Here is a 13,317-nt window from a genome sequence, read left to right as displayed (position 1 = left end):
TCGCCTCGCCTGTTGATATGAGAAAACAATGACTATTTCCCCTTCATTACGTGGCAAAAACGCTGCATTACTGATTGCCGGTATTCTGATGATTGCGACGACGCTGCGCGTTACCTTCACTGGCGCTGCGCCGTTACTGGAGACGATTCGTGCGGATTACGGGCTAACTACCGCACAAACGGGCCTCCTGACCACGCTTCCCTTGCTGGCTTTCGCGCTGGTCTCTCCGCTGGCGGCAAACATTGCGCGCCGGTTCGGCATGGAACGTAGCCTGTTTGCCGCCATGCTGTTGATTTGCTTCGGTATTGCCGTGCGCTCGCTGCCTTCTGCCAGCTTCCTGTTTACCGGCACAGCCATTATTGGTTGCGGTATCGCGCTGGGAAACGTGCTGCTCCCCGGGCTGATTAAACGCGATTATTCGCAGCATGTGGCAAAACTGACCGGCGCCTATTCATTGACGATGGGCGCCGCAGCGGCGGTGGGTTCGGCAATGGTCGTACCGCTGGCGTTGCATGGCTTTGGCTGGCGCGGCGCGCTGTTAATGCTGATGCTGTTTCCCCTGCTGGCCTTTCTTATCTGGCTGCCGCAGTGGCGCAACACGGCCACCGCCAACCTGAGCAGCTCCCGCGCGCTACACTCGCGCGGCATCTGGCGATCTTCCCTCGCCTGGCAGGTCACCTTATTCCTCGGCATTAACTCGCTTATCTATTACGTTATCATCGGCTGGCTGCCCGCGATTTTAATCAGCCACGGCTACAGTGAAGCGCAGGCCGGATCGCTACACGGTCTGCTGCAACTGGCGACGGCTGCGCCGGGACTGTTGATTCCGCTCATCCTGCACCGGTTCAAGGATCAGCGCAGTATTGCCGCGCTGGTATCGCTCATGTGCGCTCTCGGCGCGGCCGGGTTCTGGTTTGTGCCGGAACAGGCGGTGCTGTGGACGATTCTGTTTGGGTTTGGCTCTGGCGCGACGATGATTTTGGGTCTGACGTTTATCGGGCTGCGCGCCAGTTCCGCGCACCAGGCGGCGGCGCTTTCAGGCATGGCGCAATCTGTCGGCTATCTGCTGGCGGCATGTGGGCCGCCGTTGATGGGTAAGATTCATGATGCCAACGGCGACTGGCACATCCCGCTAATTGGCGTGGCGGTTCTGGCGGTCGCGATGGCGATATTCGGCCTTTATGCCGGACGCGATCGGGAGATCGCAGCAAAATAACCGAACGGGCAGGCATTGACCTGCCCTTGTTTTTATCCCCGTGCGGCTCGCAGCATCGCCTGCACCAGGGGAACGGGTTTTCCCGCCAGCGCGCCACGTTCATGCTGAAAAAGCGTACCAACGAAAAAGGGATGCGTTACCAGTTCCACGGCACGGATGTCTCCCGCCTCATCCCACCCGGTAACCCGCAAATCGCCATTCTCAAGTTCAGCGGCAAAATCCTCTGATACCCCGTAGTTGCAGTGATACCCTTCGGAGATAACGTCCTGCCCGTAGGCTTTGGCGACCAGCGTATTCGCCCTCAGTTCGATATCATCCGTTTTTTCCACCAGCGAGCAGCTCAACGGGGCGATAACCATCCGGCCGGAAGCATCAGTTTCGGCGTGCGCCGCATCGCGCCAGCCCAGCACGTTGCGGGCATACTCGAGGATCGCGTGCTGGAATCCGCCGCAGGTTCCCAGAAAAGGAATGCTGTTTTCACGGGCATAGCGAATAGCAATCAGTGCCCCTTCGGTATTTTTATAGGGACTGCCGGGAACAACCCAGATGGCATCATAGCCCACCAAATCTTCGTCACTATTGATGTCGGGCGTCGTCAGCCAGTCATAGTCCGCCATTAACTCCAGCACAGCGGCCGCATCATCAATAGCAAGGGGAATGGCCTGGTGCGCCACAATATCGGGGTTGTAATCACCCACCAGCGCAATACGTAGCGTGTCTTTAACAGGGGAAAGTTCCATGAGGCGTTCCTTATGTCAATGCAATGAGGGACAACATAAGGAACCTCAGACTACCGATCTTTTACTGTTATCACAATCCCTTAAATTGAGGAGGTTCGAAGTGCTATAGTGATGACGTTCTACGTTTCAGAAACAGCCTGCTACGTCAGCATGACGCGGCACGATTTTCCGGCAATCAGATTAATGAAGTCATGGCCTGGATTGAGGAGAGAAAAGGATGAAAATTCAGTGTAAACGCGTCTACGACCCGGCAGAAAAAAGCGACGGCTACCGTGTACTGGTTGACAGGCTGTGGCCGCGAGGGGTCAAAAAAACCGATCTGGCCTTTGACGAGTGGGATAAAACGCTGACGCCTTCATCTGAATTACGCAAGGCCTTTCACTCTGAAGTGATTGATTTCAAGAACTTTACTGAGCAATACCGGAGTGAACTCGACCAACAGAAGCAGGAAGGTAAACGGCTGGCGGATATTGCCCGCCAGCAGACGCTGACCCTGCTATATGCGGCAAAGAACACAGAGCAGAATCACGCACTTGTCCTGGCCGACTGGCTACGCGGATTGTGATTCGCACACAAAATCCGCCAAAACACGGCGCACGCGCAAAGCGATGCGCCGGGTGTCACTTACCGCTGGCAGGATGATCTCTGCGCCAGAGATCCCACTCTTCAATCACTTCACCGCCGGGTAGTTTACATTCCGTGCGTACCCCTTGCGGGCTTTGAACGGGCACTCGCGTACCGCCCTTCTGTTCGCAATAGACGGCAGCCGGGTTTGCCATACCTATCTGCGGAGGTTTCGGCGCCTCGGGCTGGGATGACGACGAACAGGCGGAGAGCGCCAACGCGCACGGCAGCGCGACAAACATGAATCTCATATGAACTCCCGTTAACATTACACCCCGACAGGTTAACCCGCCTGCCGTTGTATCTCCATGTTTTCTTGCGATGCGTATCAGAATGAAAAGCGTGACGTTAAAACATCTTTTGTCACGCACGACGCCCTGCTATCCTTGCTCGTCTTCCTATAACGAGAACGGGTGATAGCATGAAATTAGGCATTATTTTTCCTGTCGTAATTTTCATCACGGCGGTGACTTTTTTGGCATGGTTTTTCATCGGCGGCTACGCCACGCCGGGGGCGTAACGATGAAGAAAACGACGCTCATCATGATTGGCATTGCGATTATCGCGGTGGCAGGAACCAACCTGGGCTGGTGGTAACGGGCTTATCAAAATAATAAAGGCCACCAACGGTAGCCTTTTCGTCTTACGAACTACTTCGCTTAACTTTTGATTTTTCTGTAGATAAACAGAACGACAATCGCGCCGATAACCGCTACGGCAAAGCTGCCAAAGTTGAAGCCGTCAACTTTGCCAAACCCGAAGAACGTGCTGATCCATCCCCCTACCACGGCACCGACGATCCCCAGGATGATCGTCATGAAGAATCCGCCGCCATCCTTACCAGGCATAATCCACTTCGCCAGAATACCTGCAATAAGCCCAAAGATAATCCATGAAATAATGCCCATTTTTTCCTCACTTATGTTTGTACGTTAGCGGTTTACTCGCCGTTAAAAAGAATAGCACATCATCAGAGAATTGAAATTTGTGATAAATGTCACTTTTATTATTTTTTCTTTACTCCCATAAAAGTTGGGGTTGCAAGTTTAGATGATAAAGATTATCTTTCTCATTACTGAATAGTTGAGCAAATCACTCAGGTATTCAGTACGACATTGCTCACATTGCTTCCAGTATTTTTGCCCGCCTCACTGAGTGCGGGCTTTTTTTTGACGTTTACTCGTCATTTATGACGAATCCCCTGTCATTTTCTTCATCTTTTCGCAGACAAGCCCCGCCGCGCCTGAGTTTCTGTTTCTGGCACGGTTTGTGCTTTAACAGCCCGTCGCTACGACAAACCGAAGCCAGCGCCATGTCGCGCGTCGGCTTCGTCTACAATTCGCGCTATTTCAGCTTTTAACAGGTCTGTTATTGATGAAAAAAATCACCAGTGTGTGCCCGTACTGTGGGGCCGGGTGCAAGCTCAAGCTTGTTGTTGAAAATAACAAAATTATCCGTGCCGAAGGCGCAGAGGGTGTAACCAACCAGAACCAGTTATGCCTGAAAGGCTACTATGGTTGGGACTTCCTTAACGACACGCGGCTTTTGACGCCACGTCTGACCCGCCCGATGATCCGCTATCAAAAAGGCGGAAAATTTACCCCCGTCAGTTGGGATGAAGCAATCCGCTATACCGCACAACGCTTATCCGCCATTAAAGAAACCTTTGGGCCCCGCGCCATTATGACGACAGGCTCTTCCCGTGGGACAGGGAATGAAACCAACTACGTCATGCAGAAATTCGCCCGCGCCGTACTCAATACCAACAATGTCGATTGCTGCGCCCGCGTATGCCACGGCCCTTCCGTCGCCGGGTTGCAGGAGACGCTGGGTAATGGGGCGATGAGTAACTCCATCAGCGATATAGAGAACTCCAAGTGCCTGCTGATTTTCGGCTATAACTGCGCAGACTCTCACCCTATTGTCGCGCGCAGAGTCATTAAGGCCAGGCAGAACGGCGCCAAAATTATCGTGTGCGATCCCCGGCGCATTGAAACCGCCCGTATTGCCGATCAGCATCTGCAACTGAACAACGGCTGCAATATGGCGCTGGTTAACGCCTTTGGCTACGTTCTGCTTGATGAACACCTTTACGACACGGAGTACGTACAAAAGCACACGGAAGGACTGGAGGCCTACCGGGAGACCGTAAAAGATTACGCCCCGGAATCCGTCGAACATTTAACCGGCGTCCCTGCCCAGCAGGTGCGTCAGGCGATGCGAACGTTCGCCGCCGCCCCTTCCGCCACGGTCATGTGGGGAATGGGCGTGACCCAGTTTGGTCAGGCTGTCGACGTCGTGCGCGGTTTGTCGAGCCTGGCGCTGCTGACGGGCAATCTGGGGCGTCCTGACGTCGGCGTCGGCCCGGTACGCGGTCAGAACAACGTCCAGGGAGCGTGCGATATGGGCGTTCTGCCTAACCAGTTCCCCGGCTACCAGGACGTAACGGATGCAACCGCCAGAGAGAAATTCGCGCAAGCCTGGGGAATCGATGCCAGCCTGATGGATGACAAAGTCGGCACGCGTATTACCGAGGTGCCGCACCTGGCGATGGAAGGCAAAATTAAAGCCTACTACATCATGGGGGAAGATCCGCTGCAAACCGAGGCCGACCTGGGGCTGGTGCGGGCCGGTTTCGAGGCGCTGGACTTTATCGTGGTGCAGGATATTTTCATGACCAAAACGGCAGAAATGGCGGATGTTCTCCTGCCCGCGACCTCATGGGGCGAACACGGCGGCGTCTTCACCTGTGCCGACCGTGGCTTCCAGCGGTTTGAAAAAGCCATCGACCCCACCGGAGATGTGAAGCGCGACTGGGAGATTATCAGTCTGCTGGCGACCGAAATGGGCTACCCGATGCATTATGAAAGTAACCAGCACATCTGGGATGAGATGCGCGAACTGTGTCCGCTTTTCTACGGCGTCACCTGGGAGAAAATGGGCGATATGGGGCATGTGCAGTGGCCGTGCCCGGACCTTGATCACCCCGGCACACCGTATCTTTACGCACATAGTCAGTTTGATACGCCCAGCGGCAAAGGCAAGTTATTCGCCGCGCCGTGGCGGGCTCCGGCGGAAGTTCCTGATGATGCGTTCCCGATGGTGCTCTGTACCGTTCGCGAAGTGGGACACTATTCCTGCCGCTCAATGACCGGCAACTGCGCTGCGCTACAGGCGCTGGCAGATGAACCTGGCAACGTGCAAATCAACACGAACGACGCGGAAAAACTGGGGATTCGTCATCGCGAACTGGTGTGGGTGAGTTCACGTCGCGGTAAAGTCATCAGCCGGGCCGATGTTTCAGATCGCATTAACCAGGGAACGGTCTATATGACCTATCAATGGTGGATAGGCGCCTGTAACGAACTGACTCAGGATAATCTTGATCCGATTTCGAAAACGCCTGAAACCAAATACTGCGCCGTGAAGGTCGAAGCCATTACCGATCAGCGCTGGGCGGAAAACCATGCTGCCCAATCGTACAGCGATATGAAGTCGCGTTTATGCGAGGCAATTGCATAAGCCGCGCTGTGCCAGTTAGCCCGGGTTCGGGAAAAGGAACCCGGGCGTTTTCATCAGCGAACCTCAATATTCCGCATGCTGCGGTTCCGCCGTCTGCAACGCAATATATTCATCTTGTTTATCGCGTTTCATAAACGTCAGCGTAACCAAAAAAAGCCCGATCATGAACGGCAATTCGTACAGTTCTTCAATCAAATCGGTGTATTGCTTACTGTGCAGGAACAGCGGCGCCAGTAACCGATGATGCTCCACCGTATCGGAAATTAAAAACGCACAGGCAGTAACAGTTAGCAACCACAGCGGCAGGGATTCTTCACGCAGCCGACGCGCAATTTCCTGGCGCAAAGTCTTTGAGATCAATACCGGAAGCACAAGCGCGGCGATCAGGACGACGGAAATCCCCCGGAAGATCATTTTGGGATGATCAGGAAAATAGTCGCGCCCCCAGCTGGTGCTTCGCCCTAACAACACCAGCCACCACACCACCGCCCAAAGCCAAAACTGCTTTGCGCCGTCAGGGCGAGACAACGGCCTGATATACCAGGCGGTAAATAGCGCACCAAACAGTAGCCATAGCGCCTGCCCATTTTCAATCCATAACACCACGACGCCATTTAGCAGAGGTACGTGCCAGTTCGCAGTGAAAGGAATAACCAACGCAACAAGCGCAAGGACGAGAGCCGACGAGGTCAATCGAGTATCAAATTTCATGGTGGTCATTTTCTGTTCAGTGTTTGATGCTCAATCATATATTTTATGAATGCCATAGCATTAACAAACAATGCGATGTTCTTAAGGTTTCCTTAATATTTCTTTTCAATTAATTTCAGTTGTCAGGTACATGCTGATATCAGGCGAAAAAAAACCGCCCAGCGTCGTGATAGCGCTGTGCGGTTTAGCGTAACGGTTAAAAAATCGCGGTCGCAGGCTTCCCGAACGGGATCACCAGCCGCAAACGTCGTGCTCGTTTTCGGTGTCGTATGAGCGCACGGTGTTCACCAGATCTTTCACCACTTCTGCCGCAACGTCCGGGACCAGCAGTGTCATCGGCGCTTCAGTTTCATAATCAACTGAAACACCGTTGCTGTTATTGGTTACGGTAACGGTATAGGTCGCTTTGCCCATGATTTACTCCTTCCCGGTATGAATGACTTTTCGTTGGCTGGCGCTTTCCATCAGCACTTCCGGTGCAACAAAAAAGTCGATGTTAAAGTAGGTATCGTCGCTCATCACTTCGATGTTGTGCCATTTTTCCGGGGGAAAAACGCCGAACTGACCGGCTTCAATGATCATCACTTTTTCCGGTTCCGGGCTGTGTTCATCTGCGTATCCGAGATATTTGACCGCCCCCTGCATAACCGACAGGCGAGGATAAACCCCTGGTCGGGTTCCTTTATCAAGGTGGCGTTCGAAAATTCCGGCTGGCGCGGTGTCTTTATTCCAGAACGGAGTGGAGCGTGTATGGATATGATTTTGTGGAATTTGAAGCATTTTATTCCCTCTTCCAGTAACAACCAGCGATCTTACTGAATCGCTGCTGTAAAAAGGGTACGCCTCATAAGATGTGTTTTAAATACCATTTATTGGTTATTTTTTCCGTCGCGCGTGGCGGTGAGCATCATCTTTAAACAAAAAGTAAAAACAGAAGGCCCACAGAGTGCACGGGCCTGATGGCGTTATGACTGAAGCGTCGCCAGACGTGCGGCAAAACCAACGAAAATCAAACCGATAAGGGAATTCCCCACCTTCGCCAGTTTCTTTTTCGTGCGAATGTACTGCGTTACAAAAGCGCCCGAAATAATCAGGAAGCTCAGATAGAAAAAGCTCACCACTTCAAGCGTTGTCGCCAGGATAAAAAATGACAGCCCCGCGTGCGGCGCATTGACGTCAATAAACTGGACGAAAAACGAAACGTAAAAAAGGATGGCTTTGGGATTGGTCAGGCTCAGAATTAAGGCACGTTTAAAGATTGCGCCAAACGGAACCTCATCATGCGCCACTTCGCTCCCTTTCGATTTGAGCGTGGCGTAAAGGATCTTCGCACCAAGATACAGCAGATAAAAAGCGCCGAGATAACGAACGATATTAAACAGCACCGGCGTTGTTTTTATTAATGTTGCGACGCCCGCGTACGCCAGAAACATCAGCACCGCATCGCCAATGAACACGCCGCTGGCGGCGAGATACCCGCCTTTCATCCCTCGCCCGACGCTGTTTTTCAGCACAAATATCGTATTAGGCCCCGGCACCAGCACGATAAAAATGGCCCCAACCAGATACGTCCAGTAGTTCAGAACTCCATACTCTGCGAACACGTTAACCTCTTCCTGAAAAAAACAGATACGCTTTACTGCGAAACAATATGCTAACGAATGAACTGAATGATGGGAAGGGAAATCATAGCGTTGCGTTATATCATGATATTTACCGGCAAAGGCGCCCTACTTATGACAGATATCGCTCTTTTGGAACACCGTCACAACACGATGGCGGGTCCTGCCGGGCCCGCCATAATAACAACATATTAGTGGTGCAACATCTCGTCGACGACCTCTTCGGCCTTCAGCTGGTACGGATAATAGGTTGGCCAGTTATCCATTTCTTCAAGCAATGCCTGCTGGGAGGTGTTCCCCATAAAGATATGGAAATGGCTCGACTTACGCGGCGCGATAATATGATCGCTGAACTGCACATATTTAGGCGCGTTGCTCTTAGCATCTTTACACTCAAACAGATAGCGAACGCCTTTTTTACCGGATGCATAGGTCAGGATTTTGTGTCCGGCATAATCGTATTGGCAGGACTCAACCTGATTACCGGTGTGAAATTCCATGACGCCATTCTCAATGCCGATAGTATCCACATTGGTAGCGTAGCCTTTACGGTAATAGGCCTTAATCTCCTCGGCTGTTTTGCTGTTATCTTTCTCCGCTTTCTTTTTAAATACCGGATCAAGCTCCCCGCTTACCAGATACGGATAAACAGACTGCCACATACCGTCCCAGTCCGTTAGCGCCCTGTCCTTCACGTTTTTATCGTCAAAAACGCCTTCTGCCGCCTTTTGCTCCATCTCCGTTAGCGGTGCGCCATGTGAATGGTGCCCATGCGCAAGCGCGTGTCCGCTAACCAGAAGCATTCCCAGAGCTACTGCTAATTTTTCAAAATGAATCGCCAAAATATCACCCTCAATCAGTGCGTAAAGATGGAATGTTATAATATAACATCACCATTAATTCAACTCTGAATGAGAAGCATAAAAAACGGGAGCACACAGGCTCCCGCTTATTCCAACAAACTAACAGTCCCCGGCGTTACAGAGTGACAATCTCTGGCTCATCAAATACCGTGAGCGTTGGGGCTTCGCCGGTAAATTTCTCTGCGTATACCAGGGTCGTATTCCCCGCGCAGCCGTTCGCCAGTCTTGACGTCGGGATGTCCGCCGTCAGCACGTTGGCGCCGCCGTTTTTACAGATGCCATTCTCGATATCAGGCCAGGCGCCTTCATGGATACAGATGATCCCCGGCTTGATCCCGTCGCTGACGTGCGCCCCGACCAGAACCTGACCACGACCATTCCATACGCGTACCAGGTCGCCCTCGACAATGCCCCTTGCCTTCGCATCATCTGGATGAATCGTCACCGGCTCGCGATCGGCAATGGCATACTCTTTTCGCAACGACGCATAGTTCAACTGACTGTGTAGACGGTGCGCCGGATGGGCGGTCAGCAACTGTAGCTGATCCTTATCCGCAGACCCTTTCCACTCATCCGGTTCAATCCATGAAGCATGAGGCGGACAGTCTTTGTAGTGATAACCTTCAATGGTTTTTGAATAGATCTCGATCTTACCGCTTGGCGTACCGAGCGCATTCATGACCGGATCATGGCGGAAATCGGCATAACGCACATACTTGTTGTTCTTTTCGTTCTCGCGCATTTCAATCAGCTTATTCTGCTGCCAGAACGCATTGAACTGAGGCATTGCCACACGTTGAGCGCGAGCCGCCTTTTGCGCGGCGTCGTAGAATTGCTTCAGCCACGCCATCTCATCTTTACCTTCGGTATAGACCGCTTTGCCGCCGGGTTTGAGCATCTCAGCTAAATCAGCAAAGACGTCAAAGTCATTACGGGCCTCAAACTGCGGCGCAATCACCTGCTTCATGGGCACCAGATGCTGGTTGCTGTAGTCTCCGGTCATCGTGAGATCGTTACGTTCAAACGATGTGGTGATCGGGAGAACAATATCGGCATGTTTCGCCGCCGCCGTCCAGTAACACTCGGAAATCACCACCAGCTCGGGCTTCTGCCACGCTTTGATTAAGCGGTTGGTATCCTGATGATGAGTAAAGTTCGCGCCGCCTGCCCACCAGATCATTTTGATATCCGGGAAGGTCTGCTCTTTACCATTATGCTGATATTTTCCTCCCGGGTTTTCCAGCGCCTCCACAATTCGCGCCACAGGCAGATTCACCACCGCATCCGATACCGCCCAGTCGTTCCCTGCCGACGATCCCCCCTCAATTTGCGCCGATATCGCAGGCAGTACACCACCGGTACGCGTCGGGTTCCCGCCGTTGGAATAGTGATAGGAGAAACCGAAACCGCCGCCTTCCGTCCCAATTTGCCCCAGCATCGCGGCCAGCGTCACCAGCATCCAGTGTTTTTGCTCACCGTATTGCTGACGTTGAATCCCCCAGCCCGCCATCAGCATGGTTTGGTTGCTGGCAAAAATTTCCGCCAGTTTCTCAATCTGTTCTGCGGGTACGCCACAGACGCCGGATGCCCATTCAGCGGTTTTCTCAACGTTGTCGCTCTTGCCGAGCAGATACTCTTCAAACTGCGGATAACCGGTGGTGTATTTTTCCAGGAACGCTTTATCGTGACGCTCTTTTTTCACCAGCGTATGCGCAATCCCCAGCATCATCGCCACGTCAGTTCCCATATGCGGGGCGATCCACGTTGCATTGTCGCCAAAAAACTCAATGGTTTCTGAGCGCATTGGGTCGATCGCGATAACGGTTTTTCCCGATTTCTTCAGCAGATTAAAATACTCAAGCCCTTGTTCATCCGTACTGCTCCAGGCAATTTTTAACGTGTTGAGCGGGTTCATCCCCCACAGCACCACCACCTGGCTGTGCTCAAGCACCATCGGCCATGTCGTCTGTTGTTCGTATACCTCAACCGATCCCACAACATATGGCATGATAACCTGCGCCGCCCCGGTGGAATAATCCCCGGTATGGCCTGCATATCCCCCGGCCATACTCATATAGCGTTGCAGCAATGTTTGCGCTTTATGCAAGACGCCGCTGGAGCGCCAGCCATAGGAACCCGCAAAAATGGAGGACGGGCCATAGCTGCTACGAATACGGCTATGCTGCTCATGAATGAGTTTCAGCGCCTGTTCCCAGCTCACCCGCACAAAGGGATCGCTTCCCCGTTTACCGTCCGCTTTACCTGGATTTTCCAGATAGCTTTTACGCACCATTGGGTATTTTACTCGGGCGTTGGTATGTACCTGATCCGGCGCGGTTTGCTGCAATGAGTTCGGTATGGTTTTAGGTAATGCGCCTTTTGAAGAGACAACTTTGCCGTCTTTGACCTCCACATATACGGCCCCCCAACGTGCGGCAGTCAGGATGGCGCCGCCATTTTGGTTTTCGGCCCAGGCAGGCATTGGGATCACCGAAGAAATCGCCATAGTCCCGGTTGCCGCTCCAGCCGTCTTGATAAAGTCACGTCTTGTGAGTTTCATGATTTCTCCTGGTATTATCACTATTCATGCATGTCTTTCGCGTTGTACTGGAAGTAACGGCTCAGGATATCCAGTTCGTTTTCACTGATGTTGGTACGAGCCCCCATCCCTTTCGCCACAGAGGGCCAGGCATTGAGGGTAAAATGCTTCGCAGGAATCGGCGCATGGCAGCCTGCGCAATACACATTGTCGAGTTTGCGCGCGTAGTCCCACATCGGTTCGCGGCTGGCGAGCGCAGAGCCACTCCACTCGCCCTGTAGCGCCACATCCCGCCACGCGTTACCGTAATCATCTTTTTTCCAGTCAGAGAAAATGTGGAGTGATTGCTGCCCTTTCTCACTCAGGCTGGCAAGGATCAACCGCTGGCCTGCCGCGTAGTAAATAACCTGCTCGCTCCCCTGCATCTGGCTCCCGCGAATCTCCACCAGCCGTGACGTTTCCATCGATTTCAGGACATGCATTTGCGTGGCCGGATAGACGGTTGCCAGATCGCCAAGTGCGGTATTGCTTACGGCATAGAGCGTTTTTGCAGATGCGGGGGTAGATGCAGACTGGGCCTCAAGCGCTTTGAGGGCGCTGTCGTCCATTGTTATTTCGGGTGGGAAGTGGGCGACGCCTTTGTGGCAATCAATACAGGTTTGTTTTTCCTGAATGCCCATTTGGTGCATTTTGCGGGCATCAGCGCTTTGCGCGTCAAGATCCATCGCATCCATGCTATGACAGCTACGACAGGTTGCGGAGTCGCTGGCTTTCAACTGCGCCCAAACGGTTTGCGCCATCTCCAGACGATGCTCTTCAAACTTCTCTGGCGTGTCGATTTTTTTGGTGATGAACTGATGATAGACATCTTTCGAGGCAAGGAGCTTGGCTACCAGGTAATCCACCCCGCCTTCCGGGATATGGCAATCCGCGCATTCCGCACGAATCCCCTTCTGATTCTGGAAGTGAACCGAGCCCGTATACTCCTCATAAGGCGCCTGCATCGTATGGCAAGACAGACAAAATTCAGTGCTCGATGTTTTATGTAACGTCCATTGCCCCGCTAAAACAATTACTGCGCCAAGAACGATGCAAAGCAGCATCGTCCATAAAATGGTTTTATTTATTTTTCTCATTCTTCATTCTCATCAGACAACTACCCTTTTAGAGGTAGACAATAATTAGACTGAGCAGGTTAATTATTGATATCCATCAAGCGTGGATGTGAATAAGAATTAGCATGCAAGTAAATTTGAAGGGGATCGCAGATTACACAGCAACGGAATATATGAATACAAAATCGTTAAAACACAGCCAGTTACACTGCATAATATAGATATTTAAACCGGCATTAAATTAAATATCAGGAGAAAGTTTCAAATAATTAAAATGGCGATTCAAGAGAGAGAAAATATCCCGTCGTTATATAAATAAATATACAATGAAATAAAGTAAAACGGAACCCATTACTGCTTCATAA

The 13,317-nt window shown here is 52.1% G+C and carries 14 protein-coding genes; 4 read left to right on the top strand and 10 right to left on the bottom strand.

The window, feature by feature from the left end:
• Window positions 1-28: 28 nt before the first annotated feature.
• Entirely contained in the window at window positions 29-1,216 is a 1,188-nt protein-coding gene (locus tag OGX93_RS10265) for a CynX/NimT family MFS transporter (protein ID WP_200024322.1), read from the top strand.
• A 32-nt stretch (window positions 1,217-1,248) separates the two neighbouring features.
• On the opposite strand, the gene OGX93_RS10260 is transcribed toward OGX93_RS10265, so the two are convergent.
• Window positions 1,249-1,956, bottom strand: a complete 708-nt coding sequence (locus OGX93_RS10260; RefSeq protein WP_012132680.1) for a CTP synthase C-terminal region-related (seleno)protein — start codon at window positions 1,954-1,956, stop codon at window positions 1,249-1,251.
• Between the two features lie 217 nt (window positions 1,957-2,173).
• On the opposite strand from OGX93_RS10260, the gene OGX93_RS10255 reads away from it, so the two are divergent.
• Window positions 2,174-2,521, top strand: a complete 348-nt coding sequence (locus tag OGX93_RS10255) for a DUF488 domain-containing protein (RefSeq protein ID WP_012132682.1) — start codon at window positions 2,174-2,176, stop codon at window positions 2,519-2,521.
• Window positions 2,522-2,576: 55 nt separating this feature from the next.
• Here OGX93_RS10255 and OGX93_RS10250 read toward each other — a convergent pair whose 3' ends face one another.
• Complete coding sequence (locus OGX93_RS10250; RefSeq protein WP_024130397.1) at window positions 2,577-2,831, bottom strand: putative hemolysin; 255 nt, start codon at window positions 2,829-2,831, stop codon at window positions 2,577-2,579.
• 170 nt (window positions 2,832-3,001) lie between these two features.
• On the opposite strand from OGX93_RS10250, the gene OGX93_RS10245 reads away from it, so the two are divergent.
• Window positions 3,002-3,100, top strand: a complete 99-nt coding sequence (locus OGX93_RS10245) for a YoaK family small membrane protein (protein ID WP_024130398.1) — start codon at window positions 3,002-3,004, stop codon at window positions 3,098-3,100.
• 139 nt (window positions 3,101-3,239) lie between these two features.
• Here the strand turns inward: OGX93_RS10245 and OGX93_RS10240 are convergent, their stop codons facing one another.
• The gene (locus tag OGX93_RS10240; protein WP_012132684.1) at window positions 3,240-3,488 is read right to left on the bottom strand and encodes a GlsB/YeaQ/YmgE family stress response membrane protein; all 249 of its coding nucleotides are present in this window, start codon (window positions 3,486-3,488) and stop codon (window positions 3,240-3,242) included.
• Window positions 3,489-3,954: 466 nt separating this feature from the next.
• On the opposite strand from OGX93_RS10240, the gene fdhF reads away from it, so the two are divergent.
• Window positions 3,955-6,102, top strand: a complete 2,148-nt coding sequence (gene fdhF, locus OGX93_RS10235) for a formate dehydrogenase subunit alpha (protein WP_115609368.1) — start codon at window positions 3,955-3,957, stop codon at window positions 6,100-6,102.
• A 63-nt stretch (window positions 6,103-6,165) separates the two neighbouring features.
• Here fdhF and OGX93_RS10230 read toward each other — a convergent pair whose 3' ends face one another.
• The 7 genes from OGX93_RS10230 to OGX93_RS10200 form a co-directional block, all read right to left on the bottom strand.
• Entirely contained in the window at window positions 6,166-6,813 is a 648-nt protein-coding gene (locus tag OGX93_RS10230) for a hypothetical protein (RefSeq protein WP_058669016.1), read from the bottom strand.
• Window positions 6,814-7,044: 231 nt separating this feature from the next.
• Complete coding sequence (locus tag OGX93_RS10225; protein ID WP_012132688.1) at window positions 7,045-7,227, bottom strand: DUF1869 domain-containing protein; 183 nt, start codon at window positions 7,225-7,227, stop codon at window positions 7,045-7,047.
• 3 nt (window positions 7,228-7,230) lie between these two features.
• Window positions 7,231-7,593, bottom strand: coding sequence for a DUF1971 domain-containing protein YeaR (gene yeaR, locus OGX93_RS10220; protein ID WP_024130400.1), 363 nt, complete (start codon window positions 7,591-7,593; stop codon window positions 7,231-7,233).
• Window positions 7,594-7,778: 185 nt separating this feature from the next.
• Window positions 7,779-8,417 (bottom strand): leucine efflux protein LeuE, encoded by a 639-nt coding sequence (leuE, locus tag OGX93_RS10215; protein ID WP_012132690.1) that lies wholly within the window; start codon window positions 8,415-8,417, stop codon window positions 7,779-7,781.
• 209 nt (window positions 8,418-8,626) lie between these two features.
• Window positions 8,627-9,277: a metal-binding protein ZinT gene (gene zinT, locus OGX93_RS10210; protein WP_024130401.1), complete on the bottom strand. Its 651-nt coding sequence runs from the start codon at window positions 9,275-9,277 to the stop codon at window positions 8,627-8,629.
• A 136-nt stretch (window positions 9,278-9,413) separates the two neighbouring features.
• Entirely contained in the window at window positions 9,414-11,858 is a 2,445-nt protein-coding gene (locus OGX93_RS10205; RefSeq protein WP_200024325.1) for a trimethylamine-N-oxide reductase 2, read from the bottom strand.
• Between the two features lie 20 nt (window positions 11,859-11,878).
• Window positions 11,879-12,973 carry a NapC/NirT family cytochrome c gene (locus OGX93_RS10200; protein WP_286449629.1) on the bottom strand — a complete coding sequence of 365 codons (1,095 nt, stop codon included), beginning with the start codon at window positions 12,971-12,973 and terminating at the stop codon, window positions 11,879-11,881.
• Window positions 12,974-13,317: the final 344 nt, after the last annotated feature.

The organism is Citrobacter sp. CK195, from assembly GCF_030333365.1.
GTDB classification, from domain to species: domain Bacteria; phylum Pseudomonadota; class Gammaproteobacteria; order Enterobacterales; family Enterobacteriaceae; genus Citrobacter_B; species Citrobacter_B koseri.
This window is presented reverse-complemented; position numbering and strand designations above follow the sequence as displayed.